The organism is Mesorhizobium sp. M1B.F.Ca.ET.045.04.1.1 (assembly GCF_003952465.1).
In the GTDB taxonomy this organism is placed as follows: domain Bacteria; phylum Pseudomonadota; class Alphaproteobacteria; order Rhizobiales; family Rhizobiaceae; genus Mesorhizobium; species Mesorhizobium shonense.
The window spans coordinates 6,902,114-6,926,618 of sequence record NZ_CP034448.1 but is presented as its reverse complement, the minus strand read 5'-3'; the positions used below and the strand labels follow the sequence as shown (position 1 = coordinate 6,926,618).

At 62.1% G+C, this 24,505-nt stretch carries 18 protein-coding genes and 2 pseudogenes; 16 read left to right on the top strand and 4 right to left on the bottom strand.

What is annotated here, in order from left to right; translation table 11 throughout:
• Positions 1 to 25: 25 nt before the first annotated feature.
• The 3 genes and pseudogenes from EJ071_RS34285 to EJ071_RS34275 all read right to left on the bottom strand — a co-directional run.
• Positions 26 to 3,168 (bottom strand): annotated as a pseudogene (locus tag EJ071_RS34285) (error-prone DNA polymerase); the annotation flags it as partial.
• Positions 3,165 to 4,483: pseudogene (locus tag EJ071_RS34280) on the bottom strand (DUF6504 family protein). The pseudogenes EJ071_RS34280 and EJ071_RS34285, both read right to left, overlap by 4 nt.
• Entirely contained in the window at positions 4,398 to 5,159 is a 762-nt protein-coding gene (locus EJ071_RS34275; RefSeq protein ID WP_126101820.1) for an ImuA family protein, read from the bottom strand. The pseudogene EJ071_RS34280 and the gene EJ071_RS34275 overlap by 86 nt, the downstream one beginning before the upstream one ends.
• A 237-nt stretch (positions 5,160 to 5,396) precedes the next feature.
• Here EJ071_RS34275 and dinB point away from each other — a divergent pair, with 237 nt between their 5' ends.
• Positions 5,397 to 6,470, top strand: a complete 1,074-nt coding sequence (gene dinB, locus EJ071_RS34270) for a DNA polymerase IV (protein WP_245460077.1) — start codon at positions 5,397 to 5,399, stop codon at positions 6,468 to 6,470.
• Between the two features lie 12 nt (positions 6,471 to 6,482).
• Here dinB and ligD read toward each other — a convergent pair whose 3' ends face one another.
• Positions 6,483 to 8,423, bottom strand: a complete 1,941-nt coding sequence (gene ligD / locus EJ071_RS34265) for a DNA ligase D (protein ID WP_126101818.1) — start codon at positions 8,421 to 8,423, stop codon at positions 6,483 to 6,485.
• 131 nt (positions 8,424 to 8,554) lie between these two features.
• On the opposite strand from ligD, the gene EJ071_RS34260 reads away from it, so the two are divergent.
• The 15 genes from EJ071_RS34260 to EJ071_RS34190 all read left to right on the top strand — a co-directional run bounded on the left by EJ071_RS34260 (position 8,555) and on the right by EJ071_RS34190 (position 24,434).
• Entirely contained in the window at positions 8,555 to 8,737 is a 183-nt protein-coding gene (locus EJ071_RS34260; protein WP_126101817.1) for a DUF3606 domain-containing protein, read from the top strand.
• 19 nt (positions 8,738 to 8,756) lie between these two features.
• Positions 8,757 to 9,533: an exodeoxyribonuclease III gene (xth, locus tag EJ071_RS34255; RefSeq protein ID WP_126101816.1), complete on the top strand. Its 777-nt coding sequence runs from the start codon at positions 8,757 to 8,759 to the stop codon at positions 9,531 to 9,533.
• 117 nt (positions 9,534 to 9,650) lie between these two features.
• Positions 9,651 to 10,100, top strand: a complete 450-nt coding sequence (locus EJ071_RS34250; RefSeq protein ID WP_126101815.1) for a hypothetical protein — start codon at positions 9,651 to 9,653, stop codon at positions 10,098 to 10,100.
• Positions 10,101 to 10,257: 157 nt separating this feature from the next.
• Positions 10,258 to 11,364: a hypothetical protein gene (locus tag EJ071_RS34245; RefSeq protein WP_126101814.1), complete on the top strand. Its 1,107-nt coding sequence runs from the start codon at positions 10,258 to 10,260 to the stop codon at positions 11,362 to 11,364.
• Positions 11,364 to 12,215, top strand: a complete 852-nt coding sequence (locus EJ071_RS34240; RefSeq protein WP_126101813.1) for an HNH endonuclease — start codon at positions 11,364 to 11,366, stop codon at positions 12,213 to 12,215. Before EJ071_RS34245 ends, EJ071_RS34240 begins: the two co-directional genes overlap by 1 nt.
• A 20-nt stretch (positions 12,216 to 12,235) precedes the next feature.
• Entirely contained in the window at positions 12,236 to 13,186 is a 951-nt protein-coding gene (locus EJ071_RS34235; protein ID WP_126101812.1) for a hypothetical protein, read from the top strand.
• A gap of 369 nt (positions 13,187 to 13,555) precedes the next feature.
• Complete coding sequence (locus tag EJ071_RS34230) at positions 13,556 to 14,275, top strand: helix-turn-helix domain-containing protein (protein ID WP_126102840.1); 720 nt, start codon at positions 13,556 to 13,558, stop codon at positions 14,273 to 14,275.
• A 472-nt stretch (positions 14,276 to 14,747) separates the two neighbouring features.
• Positions 14,748 to 15,647, top strand: coding sequence for a glutamine amidotransferase family protein (locus EJ071_RS34225; RefSeq protein ID WP_126101811.1), 900 nt, complete (start codon positions 14,748 to 14,750; stop codon positions 15,645 to 15,647).
• A gap of 44 nt (positions 15,648 to 15,691) precedes the next feature.
• Entirely contained in the window at positions 15,692 to 16,390 is a 699-nt protein-coding gene (locus tag EJ071_RS34220; RefSeq protein WP_126102839.1) for a GXGXG domain-containing protein, read from the top strand.
• Between the two features lie 8 nt (positions 16,391 to 16,398).
• Positions 16,399 to 17,727 (top strand): FMN-binding glutamate synthase family protein, encoded by a 1,329-nt coding sequence (locus EJ071_RS34215; protein ID WP_126101810.1) that lies wholly within the window; start codon positions 16,399 to 16,401, stop codon positions 17,725 to 17,727.
• Between the two features lie 26 nt (positions 17,728 to 17,753).
• Positions 17,754 to 19,097, top strand: a complete 1,344-nt coding sequence (gene glnT / locus EJ071_RS34210; protein WP_126101809.1) for a type III glutamate--ammonia ligase — start codon at positions 17,754 to 17,756, stop codon at positions 19,095 to 19,097.
• 77 nt (positions 19,098 to 19,174) lie between these two features.
• A complete protein-coding gene (locus tag EJ071_RS34205) occupies positions 19,175 to 20,428 on the top strand; it encodes a sarcosine oxidase subunit beta family protein (RefSeq protein WP_126101808.1) in 1,254 nt (417 codons plus the stop codon).
• A 16-nt stretch (positions 20,429 to 20,444) separates the two neighbouring features.
• Positions 20,445 to 20,753 carry a sarcosine oxidase subunit delta gene (locus EJ071_RS34200; RefSeq protein WP_126101807.1) on the top strand — a complete coding sequence of 103 codons (309 nt, stop codon included), beginning with the start codon at positions 20,445 to 20,447 and terminating at the stop codon, positions 20,751 to 20,753.
• Between the two features lie 113 nt (positions 20,754 to 20,866).
• Positions 20,867 to 23,812 (top strand): sarcosine oxidase subunit alpha family protein, encoded by a 2,946-nt coding sequence (locus tag EJ071_RS34195; protein WP_245460381.1) that lies wholly within the window; start codon positions 20,867 to 20,869, stop codon positions 23,810 to 23,812.
• Positions 23,805 to 24,434 carry a sarcosine oxidase subunit gamma family protein gene (locus tag EJ071_RS34190; RefSeq protein WP_126101805.1) on the top strand — a complete coding sequence of 210 codons (630 nt, stop codon included), beginning with the start codon at positions 23,805 to 23,807 and terminating at the stop codon, positions 24,432 to 24,434. The genes EJ071_RS34195 and EJ071_RS34190 overlap by 8 nt, the downstream gene beginning before the upstream one ends.
• The last annotated feature ends 71 nt before the right edge of the window (positions 24,435 to 24,505 follow it).

Genomic DNA, 24,505 nt, shown 5'->3' with positions numbered 1-24,505 from the left:
CGACTCCCGGTCCCCTGTGACGAGCTTCGTCGCCTCGCCCATGCGGAAGGGGAAACGGCGTCTCGCGGTTGCCCACACTGGCAAGGTCCCCCGAAAGGTCGATGAGTTGGTGTGCAACGAGATGGACCACTTCGCCCTCACGCTGAATCTTGCCGCGAACGCTGAGCATAGAGGAGGAGAGCAGCACGCGGCGATACTTCTCGAAAACCTTGACCCAGACGACGACATTGGCAGAGCCGGTCTCGTCTTCCATCGTCAGGAACATCACGCCCTTGGCCGAGCCGGGCCGCTGACGGACAAGAACAAGGCCGGCCGCCTCCAGCCAGCGTCCGTCGCGCGCCTGCATCGCTTCCCTGCAGGTGACGATGGCGCGCCGGGCAAGGTCACTGCGCAGGAACGAGAGCGGATGGTTGCGCAGGGTGAGACCGACATGCCGTAATCCTCGACCACTTCCCGACCGGCCGTCATCGGCCGAAGCGACAAAGCGGGCTCATGGATTTCCGAGACTGTCTTCTGTTCGCGCGCCGAGGCGGCGGCAAAGAGGGGCAGGGGTTCGTCGCGCAACCCCTTGAGTGCCCATAGAGCTTCGCGGCGCGCGAGACCGAGGCTGGAACGGAAGGCATCCGCCTCGGCCAGTTGGACCAGAGCTGCCGACGGCATGCCAGCGCGATGCCAGAGATCGTCGATGGATGCGAAGGGCTCGTCAGTCCGGGCTGCTACGATCGCCGCCGCGTCCGCATTGGCTAGCCCTTTGACGAGGCGCAGGCCGAGGCGGACGGCGAAGCGTCCGTCCTCGCCAATCGGCTCCAGCGTGCAATCCCACCGGCTCGCATTGATGCAGACCGGCCGGATCTCAACCCCGTGGGCCTGGGCATCGCGCACGATCTGGGCCGGCAGGTAAAAGCCCATTGGCTGGGAATTGAGCAGCGCACAGCAGAAGACCTCGGGATGGTGGCATTTCATCCAGCTCGAGGCATAGGCGATGAGCGCGAAGCTGGCAGCATGGCTTTCGGGAAAGCCGTAGCTGCCAAAGCCTTCGAGCTGCTTGAAGGTGGTCGCGGCGAATTCCGGCGTATAGCCGTTGGCGATCATGCCGCCGATCAGCTTGTCGCGAAATCTGCTTACGCCGCCAGTGTGCTTGAAGGTCGCCATGGCGCGGCGCAGCTGGTCGGCCTCGCCGGCACTGAAGCCGGCGCAGACCATGGCGACCTGCATGGCCTGCTCCTGGAACAGAGGGACGCCCAAGGTCTTGCCGAGCACGCGCTCGAGCTCGGGGGTCGGGAACTCGACCGGCTCCTTGCCCTCCCGGCGGCGCAGATAGGGGTGGACCATGTCGCCCTGAATCGGACCGGGGCGGACGATGGCGACCTCGACCACCAGGTCATAGAAGGTGCGCGGCTTGATGCGGGGCAGCATCGACATCTGGGCGCGGCTCTCGATCTGGAAGACCCCGATCGTGTCCGCCTTGCGGATCATGGCGTAGGTCGCCGGATCTTCGGCCGGGATGGTGGCCAAGTCGAGGGTCATGCCCTTGTGCTCGGCCAGCAGATCGAAGCTGCGTTTCATACAGGTGAGCATGCCAAGCGCCAGGACGTCGACCTTCATGAATTTGAGAATGTCGATGTCGTCCTTGTCCCACTCGATGACCTGGCGATCGGCCATGCGGGCGGGCTCGATCGGCACCAAGTCGTCGAGCCGGTCATTGGTCAGAACGAAGCCGCCGGGATGCTGTGACAGATGCGGGGGCGTGCCCTCGAGCTGTTGCGCCAGTTCGAGCGTCAGCCGCAGCCTCCGATCGGCCACGTTGAAATTGAGCTCTCGAGCGCGCGTCTCGTCGATGCCTTCGCCGTGGCCCCAGACCTGGGGCGAGAGCAACTTGGTGACGTCCTCGGGCAGGCCGAGAGCCTTGCCAATGTCGCGGACCGCACCTTTGGTGTGATAGCGCACCACGGTCGAGCAGAGGGCACTGTGGTCGCGGCCATAGGTCTCATAGACCCACTGCATGACGATTTCGCGCCGCTCATGCTCGAAAACGACATCGATATCCGGGGGCTCGTTGCGCTCCTGCGAGACAAAGCGCTCGAAAAGGAGATTGTTGCGCTCGGGATCGATGCTGGTGATGCCAAGCACGTAGCACACGGCGGAGTTCGCTGCCGACCCTCTGCCCTGGCACAGGATGTCCCTGCTGCGCGCGAACTGCACGATGGCGTTCACGGTCAGGAAGTATGGGGCGTATTGCAGGATCTCGATCAGGCGCAGTTCATGCTTGATGACAGCCACCACCTTGTCGGGGACGCCCTCGGGATAGCGGCGCTCCGCGCCTTCCCAGGTGAGCTTTTCGAGCGCCTGCTGCGCCGTCAGCCCGGGCAGCATCTTTTCCTCGGGATACTGGTAGGCGAGTTCGTCGAGCGAGAAGCGGCACTGCCGGGCAATCTCGACCGTACGCGCAAGCGCCTCCGGATAGCGCGAAAACAGGCGTTCCATCTCCTCGGGCGGCTTGAGATAGCGGTCGGCGTGGCGCTCGCGCCGAAACCCCAACTCGTCGATGGTGATGTTGTGGCGAATGGCGGTCACTACGTCCTGGAGGATGCGCCGGCCGGGCTCGTGAAACAGAGCGTCGTTCGTCACCACCGTCGGCACCCTCATTTGGACGGCAAGGTTTGCGAGTTCGTGCAGCCGGACCTGGTCATTGGGTCGGCGACGCAAGGTGAGGGCCAGATAGGCGCGATCGCTGAAGGTCTCCCGCAGGCGACGCAGTTGCATCGCGCAGTTGTCGTCAGCCCGATCGGGAACGAGAACGGCGATCAGGCCCTCGGCATAGTCGGCCAGGTCGCTCCATTCGAGATGGCATTGGGCCTTGCCGCCGCGTTTCTTGCCGAGGGTCAGCAGCCGGCACAGACGCGAATAGGCGGCCCGATCGGTGGGATAGACGAGCAGGGACATGCCGTCGACGAGATCGAGGCGACAGCCGACGACGAGCCTGACGCCGGTGTCCTTGGCGGCCTGATGTGCCCGCACAATGCCGGCTAGAGAATTTCGGTCGACTACAGCCAAGGCCTCAATGCCGAGCGCCGCCGCCTGCGCGAACAGCTCAACGCAAGAGCTGGCGCCGCGCAGGAACGAGAAATGGCTGGTCACCTGCAATTCGGCATAGCGCGGGGTGGTCATGCGAAGACCCCGTGCAGGAACCATTTGTGCGAGCCGGTCTCGCGATCCTCGCCGTCACCGGCGCGGTAGATCCAGAAGCGCTCGCCGGACTCGTCCTCCACCTGGAAATAGTCGCGCACGGCGATTAGTTCGGCGTCGCGCTGCCACCATTCACCGAAAACGCGTTCGGGACCGTCTGCCCGCGCGACGCGATGCCGGATGCCGCGCCAACTGAACCAGACCGGCGGATGGTCGGGTAGCAGCGCCATGGTCTCAATGGGTTCGGGGTGGGTCAGCAGACGCGCCGGGCGAGGCCAGTCACTGGGCGAACTCGTCCCGTCGTCCGGCGCATTCGGTGCGATGCGGCGGACTGAGCGTTCGGGCACGTCACTCTCGACCGGGGCAAAGCGGTAGAGCCGCTGCTCGCCGATACGGTTGGCAAGCACGTCGATGAGATCGGTAATGTCGGGCTCCGGCTCCTCGACCAGTGAGGAGATGATCTGCTTGGCTCCGAAGGGCTCGGCGAGCGTTGCGGCCAGGGTCATCACCTCGATGCCGAAACCGGGATCGACGCTCTCGATCCGGTCGGTAAGGAGACGGGTCAGCCGTTTGACATCGCGCACTGGCACGGCGGTGCCGACGCGAATGGCCTCGATGCGGTTGTCGACACGATGAAACAGGAGGTCTAGCCGGCGTGGCCGAGCCCCTTGGCCTCGAGCGCTTCGCAAAGCGCCGCGACGAGCTTGCCGATATAGCGGGCTATGGTCTCGGCGGCGCCGATAGGCTCGCCGAAGGCCCGGCGAACCTCGATGAGTTCGGGAGAGCGGGCGGGCTCGAAGGGTTCGCTTCGCCGCCCCATGGCCTGGTCCAGGCGACGGCCGAGTTCGGGCCCGAAGCGCAGGGTGAGAGAGGCGCGCGCCTCGATACCGGAGGACGCCATGCGCGAGACGAGTCCCTCGAGCATGGCGTCCTCACCGCCATGCAGATGGTCGGTGCCCGTGGTGTCGATGATCAGGCCATCGGGCGGATCGGCGGCGACGATTGGCGCATAGCGCAGCGACCAGAGCGCCATTCTATCGAGTGCCGCGTTATCGCCGGCGGCATCCAGGTCGAAGCTCTGCACGTTGGGCACCAGCACCTGGGCCTTGCTCGCCGGCATGCCGACGCGCAGGCCGGCCGCGCGCGCCCCCGCATCGGTGGCCAGCACGAGCCGCCGGTTTCCCTGCCGGCCGAGCATGATGACCGGGGTTTCAACCGAGGGCGCGGATTGGCCCATGGCGCGCCGCAGGCGATCGGTCGGCCAGGTCGGAAAATAGAGCGAGACGACCCTTGTCATCGCAGGCTTCCACTTCAAAATCGGCGCTTTCTCCAGCCCGCACCCGGATCAGCTCGAGCTGCCAGCGAGCGCGGCCGATACCGGGGACCGGCAGGGGGCGGGAGGGGAGCGCGGTGACCCGCCAGCGGGTGACCGCAGCGGTTGGTTGTCCAAAATCGGTCGCCTCGGTCTGTCGGCGCCAACGGCGGATGGCGATGCCGATGGCGCCGGAGGTTTCGGCGGCAAGTTGCAGTCGGCGGGAGGCGGTCATTGAGAGCCGAGCCAGTTCGGCAACGACGGCCCCGAGCCCGCCATGGCGAAGCCCTTCCTCGAAACAGGCGAGCACGGAAGCTTCGTCGCCGGCCTCGACATAGACGACGCGGCCTGGGAGCAGACCGGCCTGGGCGAGGGCGGGCGCAAAGAGATCCTGCCGCGTAACGCACCACAGCACCTTGCCCTTGGTTCGAGCGGTAATGCCGGCGGCAAAAAGCGCCGCCGCGGCGCCATCGATCGCTCCGTTTCGGCCGCCGGCGATCTCGTGCAGCGCGCCGAGCGCCAGCCCGCCTCCCGGCAGGACCTTGTCGATGGCGGGAACGCCGAAGGGAAGCGACGCACGGTTACGCGTCGGCCCGCCCTCGAGGCGCGCGATTCGCTCGCGAAGCGCGGCGATAGCAGGGCTGGCGGCCGGCTGACCCATGGACGAACCACTCTCAAACTGTCTTCCCAACGAATTTCGGGGCTGATATGTTCCTTATTTGTTCTCTTGGGGCTGATGAGTCGATCGGGGTCGTTGCGTCGCTTCGAAAGTTGGATCGCAGACTGCACTCCATCGCGTTGCGGTCTATTTTCATATGCGGCAGGCGATGCGGGAAAGGGCGTTATGGGCGAGCGAATTGACAACGGCCAAGAAGCTGATGCGCCGAAGGCGAAAGGCATGGCCATTCTTCGCAAGATCATCCATGTCGATATGGATGCCTTCTTCGCCTCGGTCGAGCAGCGCGACAAACCGGACCTGCGTGGCAAGCCTGTGGCGGTTGGTGGCTCGGCGGCGCGGGGGGGCGTGGCCGCCGCCAGCTATGAGGCCAGAAAGTTCGGGGTGCGATCGGCCATGCCCTCGATCACCGCGAAGCGCAAATGTCCCGAACTGATCTTCGTGCCGCCGCGGTTTGACGCCTACCGGGCCGTCTCACAGCAGATACACGCGATCTTCGCCGAGCACACGCCACTGATCGAGCCGCTTTCGCTCGACGAAGCCTATCTGGACGTCACCGACAATCTTCAGGGCATCCCGGTCGCCACGACGATCGCGGAGATGATCCGCACGAAGATCAAGTCCGAGACCGGTCTGACAGCGTCAGCCGGCGTCAGCTACAACAAGTTCCTGGCCAAGCTCGCCTCTGGCCAGAACAAGCCAGATGGGCTGTTCGTCATCACTCCGAAAATGGGGCCGGCTTTTGTCGAGGCATTGCCCGTGCGGAAGTTTCATGGCGTTGGCCCGGCGACCGCCGACAAGATGGCCCGGCTCGGCATCGAGACAGGCGCTGACCTGCGTGCGCAGAGCCTGGTGTTCCTGGAGGAGAAGTTCGGGAAGGCAGGCCCGTACTATTACTGGATAGCCCGCGGCATCGACGAGCGTCCGGTGCGGGCCGATCGCGAGCGCAAGTCGGTGGGGGCCGAGGACACCTTCGTGAACGATTTGTTTGACCTCGAAAGTGCTCGCAGGGAACTGGCGCCATTGGTCCGAAAGGTCTGGCGCTATTGTGCGGAGCGATCGATCCATGGCCGGACCGTGACGCTCAAGGTGAAGTTCGCCGACTTTCAGCAGATCACACGCAGCCGAACGATCGGTGGCGTCATCGAGACGGAGACGGACCTGGCGACCGTCAGCGGCACACTCCTCGAACAGGTGTTTCCCGTCACCAAGGGGATACGCCTGCTTGGGGTGACGCTTTCGAACTTGAGCGGAACGCGAGCAGAGGCAGACGGCCAGATGTCGCTGACCATCTAGGACTGGCTGCTGTTACCGGACTGCTTTTCGGATCCGCTCGGTCAGGGTTTGTTCGACGTCGAAATAGCCTTCCCACGCGTCGTCGGACTGCCGAGCTCGCGCAGCGGACGCGTAGACGTCAAAGGCGCTGGCGCTTTTGAAGGCCGGCAATTCATCCCAGGTGACGGGTACGGCACAGGACGCTCCAGACCGGGCTCGGGTCGACCAGGGACATATTGCCGTGGCACCCTGGCCATTGCGCAGATAATCGAGGAACATACGGCCCTTGCGCCTCGCCTTGCTCATGTTCGCGACGAAGCGGGCCGGATCCGTGCGGGCCAGCAATTCGGCGAAGTCCTGGCAGAAGCTCTTGACCTCTTCCCAGTCGGCTTCGGGAACGAGTGGAACGACCACGTGAACGCCTTTGCCTCCGGACAGCAGCGGCCAGGATTGAAGGCCGAGCGCTTCCAGAACGCCCCGGATGTCGAGGGCTGCCTGCTTGACGTCGTTGAAACCAAGGCCCTCGTCGGGATCGATATCGAAGATCATGCGATGCGGCAGTTTCGGCTGCTGGCGCAGGCTGCCCCACACGTGGAATTCCAGCACGTTCATTTGGACGCCGGCGATCAGCCCCGCCAGATCGTCGACCCAAAGGATGCGTCTTTCCTTGCCGGACATCTTCTCCAAATGGCCGTCGTGGATGGCCTTGGGCATGCCTGGCAGCTTGTGCTTCTGAAAAAAGGTCTGCCGCAGATCGCCATCAGTGTCGCGCACCAGTGACAGCGGCCGATCCTGGATATGCGGCAACATCTTCTCAACGACCGCGGCGTAGTAGGCGGCGAGCGTAGCCTTTGTAACCTTGGTGCCGGGATACCTAACCTTGTCCGGATGCGTCAGCTTGACGCCGACCGCGACGGCGACCTCCTTGCCGATCGCCGGATCGAGATTGGCGGCGCCAGGCGTCGCCGGTGTCTTCGGCATTTCCATCGCCACCTGATCGGCTCGCTTGTCTTCGCGCATGCCCTGAAAGCTTGGATGTCGCAGGCTGCCATCTGGTGTGACCTCCGAATACGCAACCTCGGCAACAAGCTCGGGCTTGACCCATCTGGCTCGGCGCGCGATGTCCCGCGGTACGGAGGCGAAGGCCGGCTTATCGAGGCGACGCTTCTCAAGTTGCTCGAGGATGTTCTTGCGCATCGGCTGGGTGAAGCCAGTGCCGACGCGGCCACGATAGATCAGCTTGCCGTTCTCATAGGTACCCAAGATCAGCGATGCCATGCCGCGTCCGGTGTCGCTTGGGCGGTAACCGCCGACCACGAACTCCTGTCGTCTTGTGCACTTGATCTTGAGCCAGGTGGGGGCGCGGTCGCCGACATACCGGCTGTCCGCGCGCTTGGCGATGACACCTTCGTGGCCGCCGGCGCACATGGTGTCGAAGACTTTCTTCCCATTGTCGGCGATATGACTGGAGAATTGCAGGCTGTCGCCGGGCTCCCGCTTGCCCAGAAGGACCTCAAGTCTTTCCTTGCGGTCGAGGAGTGGACGGTTCGACAGATCGTCGCCGTTCAATTCGAGCAGATCGAAGGCATAGAACTTGAGCGGCATGCCCGCGGCGATGCCGGTTTTCAGCATGGAGAAATTGCTGCGACCCTGGCTGTCGATGGCCACGATCTCGCCATCGATAAGCGCGGAGCCCTTGGTCAGCGACCTCAGCGGCGGCACGATCACCTTGAACTGGCGGGTCCAGTCGTGGCCGTTGCGGGTATAGACCACGACCTCCGAGCCGGAGATCGCGGCCTGCGCGCGATAGCCATCGAACTTCATTTCGAAGAGCCAGTCGGCGCCCACCGGTATGTCGTCTGTCAGCGTGCAGAGCTGGAATGGGCGAAACTTGGGAAGCGCGTATGGAGGGATAGATTCCGAGTCCTTGCGCCGTGCGCGCTTCTTGCTGAGAGCGGCCTCTACGGCCGACATAGGGAACTCGCATACATTGTGCGATTCAATACTCTGACCTGAGATTCAGTTCCACTCCGCGCGTCTATCGATTGAACCGGAAGAGCCCGACCGCGTTGTTGGGAACTGCACGCAACCCCTTGGAGGAAGAAATGGCCACTACTCAAACAACTCGCGGACGTAGCCAGGACCGCGCGAAAGTCGCTGGTGGGCAGGATCATGAGGTGAAATACGAGGCGGGCAAGACTGGGGCCACCAAGGCTGGTGTCAAGTCGGCTGTGAAATCGGTCGGCAACAGTCGCAAGAAGGTCGAGGAAAAACTGGGCAAGAAGTGAGCCTCGGCCGCGAGGACAGATGGTCCGCATCGCCACCTTCAATGTGAACGGCGTCAATGGCCGGCTGCCCGTGCTCCTCAAATGGCTCAGGGCAAGGGACTACGACATCGTCTGCCTGCAGGAACTGAAAACGTCGGACGAGAAGTTTCCAGCCGACGCGATCCGCGAGGCGGGATACGGCGCGGTCTGGCATGGCCAGAAATCCTACAATGGAGTGGCCATTCTATCTCGGGGAATGGACCCGGTGGAACGCCGGCGCGGTCTGCCGGGCGATCCTGATGATACGCACAGCCGCTACATCGAGGCCGACGTGGACGGGCTTGTTGTCGGCTGCCTTTACCTGCCGAATGGGAATCCAGCGCCTGGTCCCAAGTTCGACTATAAGCTACGCTGGTTCGACCGTCTGATCAGCCACGGCCAAGTCCTGCTCAAAGAGGGAGCACCAACTGTGCTGTGCGGAGACTACAATGTCGTTCCAACCCCAATTGACGCTGTGGTGCCGCGACGATGGCTAGGCGATGCGGTTTACTTCCCCGAGAGCCGGCGAGCCTATGCCGAGATGCTTGAGAATGGGTGGATCGATGCGGTTCGACGCATTCATCCGGAGAAGGGCGTCTACACCTACTGGAATTTCTCCTACGGCGGTGGCTACGATAGGAGCTCTGGCTTCCGAATGGACCATCTGCTCATTAATCCCTCAGTTTCCGACAGGCTCCGCAACTCCGGTGTGGATGTCGAGTTGCGTGGTGAGGAAAAGCCGAGTGACCATGCGCCGGCTTGGATCGAACTTATCTAGCCCACGAGGCTGCGCGGGGTGCAAATAGCGCATTCCAGGCACCCCGAAGCTAACACCGGCTGAACTCATTAGTTGTTGTATGCTTGCACACGCCCAGGCAGGCATGAGGCCGCTTCATTGACAACGAGCGAAAGTAAAGAACTCCATTTCGACGATGTGGATAACAGACTCTACGGTAAGCTGCATGCTGCACGCCACGACTTGGCTGCTGCTCACAGCTACGGGCTGTTTATCTTAAAGAAGGGGTGGAATGGTCACCCGTATGGGCGCGCGTTCGGAGGGAGCAGGGGGTGGCCACAATTTCCCAAGGAGCTTCTGGATACCTACGACACAGCAGAAGCTGCGCTGCACATGAATGTCATTCGCCTGCGTCACCAAGTTTACGCTCATTCTGACTCCCAGAGCTACTATGTTCGACCCTGGCGATCCGACTACCATAGCGATATCGAGCAGGTGCCGATCTTGGAGTTCGATGCGGCGAGTACCCAAACGCTGGTTACGATGTCCCAGAAGATGATGGCGGCCATTGGCACGGCGATGCATCAGATAAAGGCTCGGTATCCTTAGATCGGTCACTGCGATGCAACCCCACGTCCGACATCCTTGCTGTCGACCCCAGTTGTAATCCTGCACCGATCCATCTGATTCGCGGCTCATTTCGCCTGTCGCCTTCCATGGCGAGATACTGGTATAGAATTTCTATTCGCGGGTTGGGGGAGGGAGCGTGTTCTTTACAGTATTGCCTGTCGGCGGGCGGCCGCCGAGCAAGGCTCGATCGCGAGCATTTCTAATCAGCGACAACTGGGACGATTGGTTCGCATTCTCGACCATGTATTTCCTGACCTACATCGATGCCGATGGTGAGAGTCGGGACATCGGGTCCGTGAAAATCGGCCAAGTCGGGATGGAGAAACCTCAGCGGCGTCCCGACATTCCAGAGCGCTTCGAGGCCTTGGAGGAGCAATTTTTCTCTTTGGGCCAGGACGATACCTATTATGCCGCGCTGAACGAAATCGGGCCCGAGCTACGCGACCGAATCCTCGAAGGCCTCAGGGACCTCGCTTTCGATTCGGATCTTTTTGAGCGCGCGCTGCAGGAGCGTGTCACGGGACTATCGCTGCTTCGTTCCGTGTCGACGCAGGCGGTGCGTGGGCAGTACCGCCGCATGGCACGTGGTGGGGCTCGCGTCACACCCTTCGAATTCTCATACAGGATGCCTCGCGATCGCAGGTCGATTACGCAGCGGGTGGAATTGACGTTTGGGGTGTTTCCCGAAGTTCAGCCACCGACCAACATCCATGTCATCACGGGGCGGAACGGTGTGGGCAAGACCTACCTGCTAAACTCGATGACAGAAGCGTTCTTGGATGACAACGATCGCGCAAAGGGGCGCTTCGTCGTCAGTCACGACGACGAAGACGCCGGCTCATTTACAGGGCTCGTGTCGGTCAGCTTCAGCGCGTTTGACGATTTCACTCCAATCAGCGTTCCGAGGGACAAGTCCTCTGGTCCGCAATACTCAACCCACTCCCCTGTCGTGTTGCAGGAGGTGCCAATGAGTTGCGTCTGGAAGATTCGACGCAACGGACGCACTGTCGTCGCCGAACGTCCAGAAATTGAGACCTTTGGTGAGAACGTGGAAATTCTGACCCGCGAGGTCTTCGGCTTGGAGGTAACAGGGTCCGGCTTCCATAGGATGCTGCGAGATCAGGTGGCGGCGGGTGGCGACTTCGATGAGATCGTCGAACACTTCGTCGGTCAACTTGGCCTCGAAGGCCAGGCGATCGTTCGAGGCCTTATCGCTGCACGCGACGCGAATGGCGATGACTGATGTGGAAATTGCCAAAGCCCGAACAAACGGCCGAAGATGTGTTCACCACGACGATCAGCAAGGTGGCAAATGAGGACCTCAAACAGCGCCTTGTGAGCGTAACCGCTGCAATCGTTGGCGCCTCGATCGAGTTCGATGACGCGGCCTCCAACAATGAGATCCACACCATTGCACCGAGTGCGAACATCGACGGTATTGTAACAGTCAAGGAAATGTCGAGGGTCTACACTGGCAGATTGGCCGCGAAGGGGGCCCCTGGCCGGACCGTCTATGATGAACTAATGGCCGCTCCGAAGCACGGCCGATGCCCGCTCTGTGGCCAACACGTGGTCTCAACCCTCGATCACTATTTACCGAAAACTCAGTTTCCTGCGCTCGCGGTAGCCCCGTGGAACCTGATTCCGGCCTGTCATGACTGTAACAAGGCCAAGTCGGATGTCCGGCCATTGACGGCGAGCGAAGAGACTATCCATCCCTACTATGACGATATCGAAGGCGAGCCCTGGCTTGTCGCTGAAGTCGTCGAAGGTACGCCTGCGGCTCTGCGGTTCCTCGTTTCCCCACCAGCCGGCTGGAGCGAAATCTTGACCTCCCGGGTCCAGCGCCAGTTTAAGATGCTCAATCTGGCGAGCCGATATGCGGCAAAGGCCGCACAGGAACTTACCGAACTAAGCGATCTGATGAACACAAACTATGCAGATGGCGGCGCGGACGATGTGCGCTCACTTCTGCAGAGCACGGCGAACAGCTGTCGGCTGGTAAATGTGAATGGTTGGCGGACGGCCTCCTACCAGGCGTTGGCCGACAGTGACTGGTATTGCCGAGGCGGCTTCGCGGCGGGTGTAGCATGAGGAGGATTATAAACGGGGTCGTGTACGATACCGAAACCTCCGAGCGATTAGCCCGAGGCGACCACGGCGACGACAGGTCGGATGCCTCCTGGACGCTTTACCGGACACCAAGCGGCGTGTTCTTTGAGCTGCTGGCAGGTCATGATGGTGTGTTGGAGGGGTTCTTCCCCCTGACGGACCTGGAGGCGCGAAAGTTCCTAGAGCGCCATGCCAATGATCGGGTCGAGCAGTATTTCGGGCCCGCTCGCGAGGCGACGCGCTCGCTGTTTTCGCGCCGGACGATTATTGCGGCGGCTGACGTTCTGGAGAACCTGACGCAGGCTGAAATCAGTGCGCTGCTCACCGACTTTGGGCCCAGCGTTTACGAGAATATCGGAGGTGGTAGCGCAAAAGCACGGATGGTTGAACTGAAGCAGTTCATCGATAGAAATCCGAGACATCCCGTTGACGATGGACTACTTGAAAACGCGCTGGTTGAACGCGCGGCTGCGCGTCTTCCCGCCGTCAAGCCAGTATATGAATGGTCGAAGCCGACCGTTGAGAAGCCCGAGTTTCAAAGGCTCCGCTACGGACTGGAGCAAGACGGGTTCACAGTATCGGATGGCATTCTCCGGCGCAGCCTTCCCACGGACATTGGGCTCCCGCAAACCGATTCCGAGTTGCTGTTGCTTCTAAAGCAGCATCGGTTTGAGGTGTCGCGTGGTCACCTTGTTCAGGCACGGGATGCTCACGCCCGGGGAAATTGGGCGTCCGCAAACGCTGCTGTCGAATTGTGTAAGTTCGTTTGTGCTTGGGGGCCAAACGGGAAGCGATGCATACCCAAACTGAAGCAACCGCTGTCCTGTGCCGGTTTTGCGTACGGCGTCCGCCACAGCCGGCCAAACGAAGTGCGCCTTGGGCGCCGCAAAGGCGCTGACGGAAATGATGTAGTCAAAAGAATGCATGCCGCGACAGCGACTACATTGTTGTAGCCTTTTCAACAGCGTAGGAATCCGACGGTATTTGGAACGGTATTATCGAACTCATTGATAGAAATTATATAATAATTCAATTCGTTGATGCTCCAGTTGATCATCGAGTGGGAATGATTCAGGCCCACCCAAACGCCGCCTATGTGCAGGCGTCGTTCGGTGACTTGTTGCCTGGCGGTTTCTCCCGGTATCAATGTCGCTGACCTGCAAATATTGCTGATGTAATAGCCCGCTCAAGGCACCCACTTACCCGGCCATGCCGGGTGCTTGCGATTTATCGCATGGTCTGCCCCGAATATCCGTAGTTGTGCCGCGCGTCGAAAATGTTTACTGTTAGGAAATAAAATGGAATCAGCGGGTGGCGGCAACATGGCGAAGACTCAAGCAGCAAGGAAAAATGGCAGATCGCCGGCTCCCGTCAAAACATCGGGTGCGGCGACACTTAGCGCGCTGCCGCGCAGTACTCCCCTCATTCAGGATCCCCACGCCGTTCGCGACATGCGCGAGAACGTGCTCGAAGTCGCGATTGGCCACGAGGTTCGCGCCTTTCGCAAGAAGCTCGGCATTACCGTTGCCGACCTTGCCGCGACCACAGGCCTCTCGCTCGGCATGCTGTCCAAAATCGAGAATGGCATCACCTCGCCGTCATTGACCACCCTGAAGTTGTTGTCGCACGCGCTCGGAGTACCGCTCACCGCATTCTTCCGCAGCTTCGAGGAAGAGCGTAAGGCCGTCTTCGTCAAGGCCGGATCGGGCGTGGATGTGGAACGGCGTGGCACGCGCGCGGGACACCAGTATACATTGCTAGGCCATATCGCTTCGGACACCAACGTCGTTGTTGAACCCTACCTCATTACGCTGACTGAAGACTCGGACGTCTTCCCAACCTTTCAGCATGATGGCATGGAGTTCCTCTACATGCTGGAAGGCGAGGTGGTTTACCGCCATGGCAGCAATCTCTATCGCATGACCCCAGGCGACAGTTTGTTCTTCGACGCCGATGCACCGCACGGTCCCGAAGAACTGACGCACTTGCCGATGCGATACCTGTCGATCATCTCCTATCCCGGCGGGCGCGGAAAAGGCTGACGTAAGCCCGCCAGGAGCGATTTCCCCCTGCAGGACCATGCTGAGGTATTGATCGCCTGGGCCTCAACGGATTGATCTCTACGACCGGCGAATGACTCTGATTAGCGCATGACCTCGAGCCGGAGGTTCGGAAAAGATCATGCGCAAAAATCAAGCACTACAACCCAAGAGCGCGCGCGGCGCTGTTGCGACCGCCATTCAAGCGTGCTCGACTGGCCACCAATTGGGCGCCTTTGCGCATTTGGACGACCGTCGCCAGGCGCCTCGATTTCCACGGCTTCCTTAATAGTTGGCGCGCCGACATGCCACGCGCGTCGGCAAGACCTGCGGCCGTTGAAAAGGATTACCGGGCCTCCTTCCACCTCAGGCCGTCATGTTTTTCTACAGGAAAAAAAAATTCATGACAGTTGAATTGTGACTGGGAACCTGCTAGGCATTGCCATGGGTAACAATCAATCGAGGTGACCGGGATATGTGTGGGATTGTTGGACTCTTTCTGAAAGACAAATCACTTGAGCCGCGACTGGGCGCCCTCCTGTCGGAAATGCTGGTCTCATTGACCGACCGCGGCCCTGACAGCGCCGGCATAGCCATATATGACGGCGCAGCAGCGAAGGGGCGTGCCAAGATCACCATTCAGTCTTCGGCTCCCGCAGTGGATTTCCCTGGTCTCGAAGCCGAGCTTGGCAAGAAGATAGAAGCCAAAGTTTCGTCGACGGTGAAGTCTACCCACGCCGTCCTCGACATCCCTGCCGGCAAGCTCGACGAAGCCCGTGCCGCGATCGCCGAACTGCGCCCGAATGTGCGTGTCATGGGCGCCGGCGAAGCGATCGAGATCTACAAGGAGGTCGGCCTGCCGGCCGAAGTGGTCAAGCGTTTCGACGTGACCAAGATGACCGGCAGCCACGGCGTCGGCCACACGCGCATGGCGACCGAATCCGCCGTAACCACACTGGGCGCGCACCCCTTCTCGACCGGCCCGGACCAATGCCTGGTGCATAACGGCTCGCTGTCGAACCATAACAATCTTCGCCGTGAACTGATCCGCGACGGCATGCGCTTCGAGACCGAAAACGACACCGAAGTCGCCGCCGCCTATCTCTCGTCCAAAATCGCTCATGGTCAGAACCTCGGCGAGGCGCTGCAGAGCAGCCTCGACGACCTCGACGGCTTCTTCACCTTCGTGGTCGGCACCAAGAACGGCTTCGGCGTGGTGCGCGATCCGATCTCCTGCAAGCCCGCCGTCATGGCCGAGACCGACCAGTATGTCGCCTTCGGGTCCGAATACCGCGCGCTCGCCAACCTGCCCGGCATTGACAATGCGAGGGTTTGGGAACCGGAGCCGTCCACCGTCTATTTCTGGGAGCACTGAGGATCATGAATATTTCGAATGTTGCCACGGCGCCATCGCGTGAAATGGACTTCGCGCGGCGTGTCTTCGACCTTGGCGAAAATTCACTGCGCGAGCTCAATCAGGCGCTGCACAATCTTGGCCCCGGCTCGAACGAAACCTCCTGGGAAGTGCTCAACCCGAAAGGCAGCCATTCCGTCGCCGTCGGTGTCGACCAGCCGGTCGCTATCGATGTGCGCGGCAGCGTCGGCTATTACTGTGGCGGCATGAATGCCGGCGGCGCCATAACCGTGCACGGCTCCGTAGGCCCGGGCGTCGGCGAGAACATGATGTCGGGCTCGATCGTGGTCAAAGGCGATGCCAGCCAATACGCCGGCGCCACCGGCCGCGGCGGTCTGCTGGTCATCGAGGGCAACGCCTCGTCGCGCTGCGGCATCTCGATGAAGGGCATCAATATCGTTGTCCGCGGTAATATCGGCCATATGTCGGCGTTCATGGCCCAGTCGGGCAATCTGGTGGTGTTGGGCGATGCCGGCGATGCGCTCGGCGACTCGATCTATGAGGCGCGGCTGTTCGTCCGTGGCAAGGTCAAGAGCCTGGGCGCGGATTGCATCAAAAAGGAGATGCGTCCCGAGCACATCGCGCTCCTGCAGGATCTGCTCGACCGTGCCGGCATCAAGGATGCCAAGCCGGAAGAGTTCACTCGCTACGGCTCGGCCCGTACGCTTTACAACTTCAACATCGACAACGCTGACGCATACTGAGGGCGACCATGACCTACCACAATCCTCCGACGACGCCGCGCAAGTCAGCGACCTTCGACGACTACGCGATGTCGGAAATCCGCCGCGCCGCGGCAACCGGCATCTACGACATCCGTGGCTCCGGCGCCAAGCGCAAGGTCCCGCATTTCGACGACCTGCTGTTCCTTGGCGCCTCGATCTCGCGCTATCCGCTGGAAGGCTATCGCGAGCGCTGCGACACCTCAGTTGTGCTGGGCTCGCGCCACGCCAAGAAGCCGATCGAACTGAAGATCCCGATCACCATTGCCGGCATGAGCTTCGGCTCGCTTTCCGGTCCGGCCAAGGAAGCTCTCGGCCGCGGCGCAACCATCGCCGGCACCTCGACCACCACCGGCGACGGCGGCATGACCGAGGAAGAGCGCGGCCATTCCAAGCAACTGGTCTATCAATACCTGCCGTCGCGCTACGGTATGAACCCGCGTGACCTGCGCCGCGCCGACGCCATTGAGATCGTCGTTGGCCAGGGCGCCAAGCCCGGCGGCGGCGGCATGCTGCTTGGCCAGAAGATCTCCGATCGCGTGGCGGAAATGCGCACTCTGCCCAAGGGCATTGACCAGCGCTCAGCCTGCCGTCATCCCGACTGGACCGGCCCTGACGACCTTGAGATCAAGATCCTGGAAATCCGCGAGATCACCGACTGGGAAAAGCCGATCTACGTCAAGGTCGGCGGCGCGCGGCCCTATTACGATACCGCGCTTGCGGTTAAGGCCGGAGCTGATGTCGTGGTGCTCGATGGCATGCAAGGCGGCACGGCCGCCACGCAGGAAGTATTCATCGAACATGTCGGCCAGCCGACGCTCGCCTGTATCAGGCCCGCTGTGAAGGCGCTGCAGGACCTCGGCATGCATCGCAAGGTCCAGCTCATCGTCTCCGGTGGCATCCGCAACGGGGCCGATGTCGCTAAGGCGTTGGCGCTTGGCGCCGATGCCGTATCGATCGGCACCGCGGCATTGATTGCGCTCGGCGACAATGATCCGCATTGGGAGGACGAATACCAAAAACTTGGCACGACCGCCGGCGCCTACGACGACTGGCATGAGGGCAAGGATCCGGCGGGCATCACCACACAGGACCCCGAGCTGATGAAGCGGGTCGACCCGGTCGTCGCCGGACGGCGGCTGGCGAATTACCTGAAGGTCATGACGCTCGAGGCGCAGACCATCGCACGTGCCTGCGGCAAAAATCACCTGCACAATCTCGAGCCCGAGGATCTCTGTGCTCTTTCGATCGAAGCAGCGGCCATGGCCGGTGTGCCGCTCGCGGGGACGAATTGGGTACCAGGGCAGGGTGGCTTCTAAAACCAGACGAATGGGAGCAGTAGACAATGAATAAGGCCTTTGAAGCCAAAATCGATCAGTCTGAGGGGACTGATCTCCAAGAGTTCGCAAGGGTTCGCAACGTCAAGTATTTCATGGTCTCGTATACGGATCTGTTCGGCGGTCAGCGCGCAAAGCTGGTGCCGGCGCAGGCCATCGGGGACATGCAGAAGGAGGGCGCCGGCTTCGCCGGCTTCGCCACCTGGCTTGACCTGACGCCGGCGCACCCCGACATGCTGGCGGTGCCGGATGCCTCTTCGGTGATACAGCTACCATGGAAGCCGGAAGTCGCCTGGCTCGCTTCGGACTGCCTGATGGAGGGCAAGGGCGTCGCTCAGGCGCCGCGCAATACCCTCAAGCGGCTCGTTGCTGAAGCCGCCAAGGAAGGCATGCGCGTGAAGACTGGCGTCGAGCCGGAATTCTTCCTTGTCACGCCCGACGGTAAGCAGATCAGCGACGAGTACGATACGGCCTCGAAATCCTGCTACGACCAGCAGGCGGTGATGCGTCGCTATGACGTTATCGCCGAAATCTGCGACGCCATGCTCGACCTTGGCTGGCAGCCCTATCAGAACGACCATGAGGATGCGAACGGCCAGTTCGAGATGAATTGGCAATTTGACGATGTGCTGGCCACAGCCGACAAGCACTCCTTCTTCAAATTCATGGTCAAGTCGATTGCCGAAAAGCACGGCCTGCGAGCGACCTTCATGCCGAAGCCCTTCCAGGGCCTCACGGGTAGCGGTTGCCATGCCCATATCTCGGTATGGGATCTCAGCGGCAAGACCAATGCTTTCGCCGACAAGGAAATGGAGTTGGGTCTGTCGGAAAAGGGCAGACACTTCCTGGGCGGCATCATGAAGCATGCCTCGGCGCTGGCCGCGATCACCAACCCGACGGTCAATTCCTACAAGCGCATCAATGCGCCGCGCACCGTTTCGGGCGCCACCTGGGCGCCCAACACGGTGACCTGGACCGGCAACAACCGCACCCACATGGTGCGCGTGCCCGGTCCCGGCCGCTTCGAACTGCGCCTGCCCGACGGCGCGGCCAACCCCTACCTGATGCAGGCGGCCATCATCGCCGCCGGCCTCAGCGGCATCCGCACCAAGGCTGATCCAGGTCAACGCAGCGACATCGACATGTACAAGGACGGACACACCGTCACGCATGGCGCCAAGCTGCCGCTCAATCTGCTCGACGCGCTTCGCGCTTATGACGATGACGCCGAGTTGAAGGCTGCTATGGGCGAGGAATTTTCCGCCGCCTACATCAAGCTCAAGACCCAGGAGTGGAACGCCTACGCCTCGCACTTCACCCAGTGGGAGCGCGACAACACGCTGGACGTCTAGCTGTTTGCCAGGCCCAGCGTCCGATCTACGAATTGGGCGCTGGGCGCACCACATGACATTTCGCCGGAACAACTGCGATGAAATATTCGATCTTTTCGCTCGCCAAGGCGGCACTGTCCGGACACAAGGGATGGACGCGGGCGTGGCGCGATCCGGCACCCAAGAGCCGGTATGACGTGGTCATCATCGGTGGCGGCGGCCACGGACTGGCGACGGCCTATTTCCTCGCCCGTGAATACGGCATCCGCAATGTCGCCGTGCTGGAGAAGGGCTGGATCGGCTCCGGCAATGCCGGCCGCAATACCACCATCATCCGCTCCAACTACGGCCTGCCCGGCAATACCGGCTTCTACGAATTGTCGATGAAGCTGTGGGAGCGCATGGAGCAGGACCTCAACTACAACACGATGGTCAGCCAGCGCGGCATCATCAACCTCTACCACTCCGACGCGCAGCGCGATGCCTTCGCCCGCCGCGGCAACACCATGCGAATCAACGGCATCGATGCCGAGTTGCTCGACGCCGAGCAAATCCGCAAGGAATTGCCGTTCCTGAACTATAACAATGCCCGCTTCCCGATCATGGGCGGTCTCTTGCAGCGGCGCGCAGGTACCGCTCGCCATGATGCCGTCGTCTGGGGTTATGCGCGCGCCGCCAGTGAAGGCGGCGTCGACATCATCCAGAATTGCGAGGTCACCGGTTTCGTGCGCGACGCCAGCGGCAGGGTGACCGGTGTCGAGACCTCGCGCGGCAGGATCGGCGCCGGCAAGGTCGGTATGGCGGTCGCCGGCTCTTCGTCGCGGGTCGCGGCGATGGCCGGCATGAAGCTGCCAATCGAAAGCCACGTGCTGCAGGCCTTTGTCTCCGAGGCTATCAAGCCGCTCATCCCGGGTGTCATCACCTTCGGCGCCGGCCACTTCTATGTCAGCCAGTCGGATAAAGGCGGGCTGGTCTTCGGCGGCGACCTCGACGGCTACAATTCCTATGCCCAGCGCGGCAACATGCCGGTCATGGAGGATGTCTGCGAGGGCGGCATGGCCATCATGCCGATGATCGGCCGCGTGCGCATGCTGCGGCAGTGGGGTGGCATAATGGACATGTCGATGGACGGCACGCCGATCATCGACAAGACACCGGTCGACGGGCTCTATCTCAACGCCGGCTGGTGCTATGGCGGCTTCAAGGCAACGCCGGCATCGGGACTCGTCTTCGCCCATCTTCTGGCGCGCGACGAACCGCATTCGGAGGCCGCGCTGTTCCGCCTCGACCGGTTCCGCCGTGGCGCGACGATCGATGAAAAGGGCCAGGGCGCCCAGCCGAACCTTCACTGAAAGAGAGACCGGTTGAATGCGTATTGCATGTCCTTTCTGCGGTGAGCGTGAGAACGGCGAGTTCACCTATCTTGGCGATGCCTCGCCCAAGCGGCCCAACTTCGCCGTCGATGGCGGGGAGAGCCCCGAACGTGTCGAGGATGCTTTCCACGACTACGTCTACCTGCGCGACAATCTGGCGGGTGTGATGCGCGAGTATTGGTACCACGGCGGCGGCTGCCGTTCCTGGCTCGCGGCCGAGCGCAACACCGTCACCCATGAATTTGTTTCCGTGACGGCGGCACCGGGTGCGGGCGCTGCCTTGGCGGCGCGGGCAGGAGAATGACCATGTCGGGGTATTCGCAATCCGAGCCGCTCGCCAGAACAGCGCGGGAGGAGGCCAGCATCCGCACGGCGGTCACGTCCGCCAGCCAGTCGCACCGGCTGCCCGGTGACGGCATGATCGACCGACGGTCGCCGCTCCGGTTCTCCTTCGACGGCAAGGCCATGACCGGATTTGCCGGCGACACACTGGCTTCCGCACTCGTCGCCAATGGCGTCAAGCTCGTGGCGCGGTCGTTCAAGTATCATCGCCCGCGCGGCATCGTCACCGCCGGTTCTGAGGAGCCGAGCGCGCTGGTAGAGATGCGCACCGGCGCCCGACGCGAGCCGAACACGAGGGCGACCACGCAGGAACTGTATGACGGGTTGATCGCGAACAGCCAGAACCGCTGGCCATCGCTGCGTCACGACTTGATGTCGATCAACCAGTTGTTCGCGCCGATCTTCGTCGCCGGATTCTACTACAAGACCTTTATGTGGCCGGCGAAGTTCTGGGAATCGATCTACGAGCCGATGATCCGCCGCGCCGCCGGTCTCGGCAAGAGTGCCGAATTGCCTGACCCAGACCACTACGACAAGGCCTGGGCTCATTGTGACGTGCTGGTTGTCGGGGGCGGTCCCGCCGGCCTGTCGGCGGCGCTTGCTGCCGGCCGCGCCGGGTCGCGTGTCATTCTCGTGGAAGAGGATACCTTGCTGGGCGGTCGTCTGCTCGGTGACGGCGGCGAGATCGATGGCATGGATGCCAGGGAGTGGCTGCGTAGCACAACACGCGAACTCGTTTCTCTGCCCAATGTCCGGATCATGACCAGGACGGCCCTGTTCGGCGTCTACGATGGTGGTACCTACGCCGCGCTCGAGCGCGTCAGCGACAACGTCGCGATGCCGGATCGCCATCAGGTGCGACAGCGGCTCTGGCGCATCGTCGCAAGGCGATCGGTGGTGACCGCCGGTGCGATTGAACGACCGATCGTCTTTCCTGGCAATGATCGGCCAGGCGTCATGATGGCCTCCGCCGTCCGCACCTATGTCAATCGCTTCGCGGCTCTGCCAGGCAAGCGTGTGGTGTTGTTTACCAATAATGATGATGGCTGGCGCACGGCCGAGACCATCCAGCGGGCTGGCGCCCACATCGTGGCGGTGATCGACCCCCGCCGCGAGGTGCCGGCGCAGCACCGGAGGCTTGTCGATACTTACGATCTGCGCGTGCTTGCTGGCGTCGTGTCCGATGTAAAGGGCGGCGTTGACGGCGTCCGCAGCATCGTCGTGACCAACGACAGAAATGGCCAGACGCAACGGGTCGAAACTGACTGCCTTGCCGTTTCGGGAGGGTGGAATCCGAATGTCGGCTTATCTTGCTTCCATCGTGGCAAGCCGATCTGGCGCGAGGACATCGCGGCCTTCGTGCCGGGCGGTGCGCCAAAGGGGATGGCCACGGCTGGTGCTGCCAATGGCGAGCTCTCACTCGGCGCCTGCCTTCGCGACGGGCATAGCGCGGGTGCCAAGGCGGCCGCCGAATGCGGTGCCGCCGGAAAGCCGGGGGAGGCATCGAAAGCCGACGAAGAGGGCTACGGAATCGCGCCGCTCTGGCATGTCAAAGGTAAGGGCAAGGCGTTCGTCGACTTCCAGCACGACGTTACCGCGTCCGACGTGACGCTGGCGCAGCGCGAAGGCTTCGAGAGCGTCGAGCATTTGAAGCGTTACACCACGCTCGGAATGGCGACCGACCAGGGCAAGACGTCCAACATCAACGGCCTCGCAATCATGGCGGAAGCGACCGGCCGCACGATCCCGGAAACCGGCACGACGATCTACCGGCCGCCCTACGCACCCGTCGCCATAGGCGCCTTCGCCGGCCATCATCGCGACGAGAACTTCCATGCCTGGCGGTTGACACCGTCGCATCATTGGGCCGCCAAGCAAGGCGCGGTGTTCGTCGACACCGGGCTGTGGAAGCGTGCGCAATGGTACCCGCGTGCCGGCGAGAAGGACTGGCTGGAATCGGTAAGCCGCGAAGTGCTGGCCGTGCGCAACGGCGTCGGCTTCTGCGACGTCTCCACGCTCGGCAAAGTTGACGTCCGCGGCGCGGATGCAGGTGTCTTCCTCGATCGCGTCTATATCAACGCCTTTTCCTCTCTCGCCGTGGGCAAGGCGCGCTATGGCCTCATGCTGCGCGAAGATGGCATCGTCTATGACGACGGCACGACCTCGCGGCTCGCCGAGGATCACTATTTTCTCACCACCACCACTGCCAAGGCCGGTCTGGTGATGCAGCATCTGGAATTCTGCCGGCAGGTATTGTTCCCGGACCTCGATGTTCAGCTGACCAGTGCCACTGACCAGTGGGCGCAGTTCTCCATCGCTGGGCCGAACGCCCGCAAGCTGCTGCAGGATCTGGTCGACCCGTCGGAAGATCTCACCAACGAGGGCTTCCCATTCATGGGCGCCCGTGAAGTCAAGCTGCGCGGTGACGTGATTGCTCGGCTGTTCCGCATCTCGTTCTCCGGCGAAATGGCCTTCGAGATTTCGGTGCCGGCGCGCTACGGCGCGGCGATGGCCGAGAACCTGATGATCGCTGGCAAGCCCTATGGCGTAACGCCTTACGGGACTGAAGCGCTCGGCGTCATGCGCATCGAAAAGGGGCATGTCGCCGGGCCCGAGCTCAACGGCACGACCACCGCTGACGACCTTGGCCTTGGTAAGATGATGTCGAAGAAGAAGGACTTTATCGGCCGTGTCATGGCCGGGCGCGAAGCGCTGATTGCGCCGAACCGGCAGGTGGTCGTCGGCGTCAAGCCCACGAACAAGGCGCGGCGCCTGCGTTCCGGCGCGCACGTTGTCCCCAGGGGCGAGACCCCTGGGCCGAAAACGGATCAAGGCTATGTCACCTCGGTCTGCTTCTCGCCGGTGCTTGACCAGTGGATCGGCCTTGGTCTGGTCGAGCGCGGGCGCGAGCGCATCGGCGAGATCGTTCGCATCCATGATCCGCTGCGGAGCGAGGACTACGAGGCCGAGATCTGCAGCCCGGTCTTCTACGATCCCGAAGGAGTGCGTCAGCGTGGCTGATTTTTCCTGGAACACCCAATCGGCGCTGGAGAAGGCGCTCGTCCCCGGTCGTCACGGCGTGGCCGGCACGCAGGCAGGCGTCACGCTGGAGGAAGTGCGCGACATCAGCCTCGTTCAGGTGATGGCGCGGCGCGGCAGAGCGGCCGAGACCGCAAAGGCCGCCAAGAAGCTATTTGGCATTGAGCCGCCCCGTGCTCCCGGCGCAGCAGTGGCCCGGAATGCTACGCTGATCTGGTCTGGCCCAGACCAGTTCATTGTCTTCTCTGCACGACAGGCAGACGGACAATTTGCCAAAGTGTCAAAGGCGTTTGCCGGCATCGCGTCGCTCTCCGATCAGTCGGACGGTCGCTGCCTCATCCGGATTGGCGGACCTCGCGCTCGCCAGGCGCTTGCGAAGTTCTGCTCGTTGGACCTGGATGACAAGGCGTTTCCGCTGGGCGCCGCGGCGACAACCTCGATCGACCATACGGCGATGAATATCTGGCGCGGGGCTGATGGCTTGGATGGACACCCCGTCCTCAACATGCTCGTCTTCACCAGCTTCGCCGACAGCCTTTGGCACACGATCCTGGACTCTTCCCTTGAATATGGGGTTCAGGCATCCTCGGCTCACGCCGCATAGTCCTGCTGAGCCGTTTGCACCTCGGCTGAGACAAACCCATTTCGACGCGGCGATTCGCCGTTGCGCATTGA

Bases quoted from the DNA above. Each gene is read 5' to 3' on its own strand.
- ligD (WP_126101818.1), bottom strand. From the start codon at position 8,423: ATGTCGGCCGTAGAGGCCGCTCTCAGCAAGAAGCGCGCACGGCGCAAG.
- xth (WP_126101816.1), top strand. From the start codon at position 8,757: ATGGTCCGCATCGCCACCTTCAATGTGAACGGCGTCAATGGCCGGCTG.
- glnT (WP_126101809.1), top strand. From the start codon at position 17,754: ATGAATAAGGCCTTTGAAGCCAAAATCGATCAGTCTGAGGGGACTGAT.
- EJ071_RS34225 (WP_126101811.1), top strand. From the start codon at position 14,748: ATGTGTGGGATTGTTGGACTCTTTCTGAAAGACAAATCACTTGAGCCG.
- EJ071_RS34240 (WP_126101813.1), top strand. From the start codon at position 11,364: ATGTGGAAATTGCCAAAGCCCGAACAAACGGCCGAAGATGTGTTCACC.
- EJ071_RS34220 (WP_126102839.1), top strand. From the start codon at position 15,692: ATGGACTTCGCGCGGCGTGTCTTCGACCTTGGCGAAAATTCACTGCGC.
- dinB (WP_245460077.1), top strand. From the start codon at position 5,397: ATGGCCATTCTTCGCAAGATCATCCATGTCGATATGGATGCCTTCTTC.
- EJ071_RS34230 (WP_126102840.1), top strand. From the start codon at position 13,556: ATGGCGAAGACTCAAGCAGCAAGGAAAAATGGCAGATCGCCGGCTCCC.
- EJ071_RS34260 (WP_126101817.1), top strand. From the start codon at position 8,555: ATGGCCACTACTCAAACAACTCGCGGACGTAGCCAGGACCGCGCGAAA.
- EJ071_RS34195 (WP_245460381.1), top strand. From the start codon at position 20,867: ATGATCGACCGACGGTCGCCGCTCCGGTTCTCCTTCGACGGCAAGGCC.
- EJ071_RS34215 (WP_126101810.1), top strand. From the start codon at position 16,399: ATGACCTACCACAATCCTCCGACGACGCCGCGCAAGTCAGCGACCTTC.
- EJ071_RS34205 (WP_126101808.1), top strand. From the start codon at position 19,175: ATGAAATATTCGATCTTTTCGCTCGCCAAGGCGGCACTGTCCGGACAC.
- EJ071_RS34200 (WP_126101807.1), top strand. From the start codon at position 20,445: ATGCGTATTGCATGTCCTTTCTGCGGTGAGCGTGAGAACGGCGAGTTC.
- EJ071_RS34275 (WP_126101820.1), bottom strand. From the start codon at position 5,159: ATGGGTCAGCCGGCCGCCAGCCCTGCTATCGCCGCGCTTCGCGAGCGA.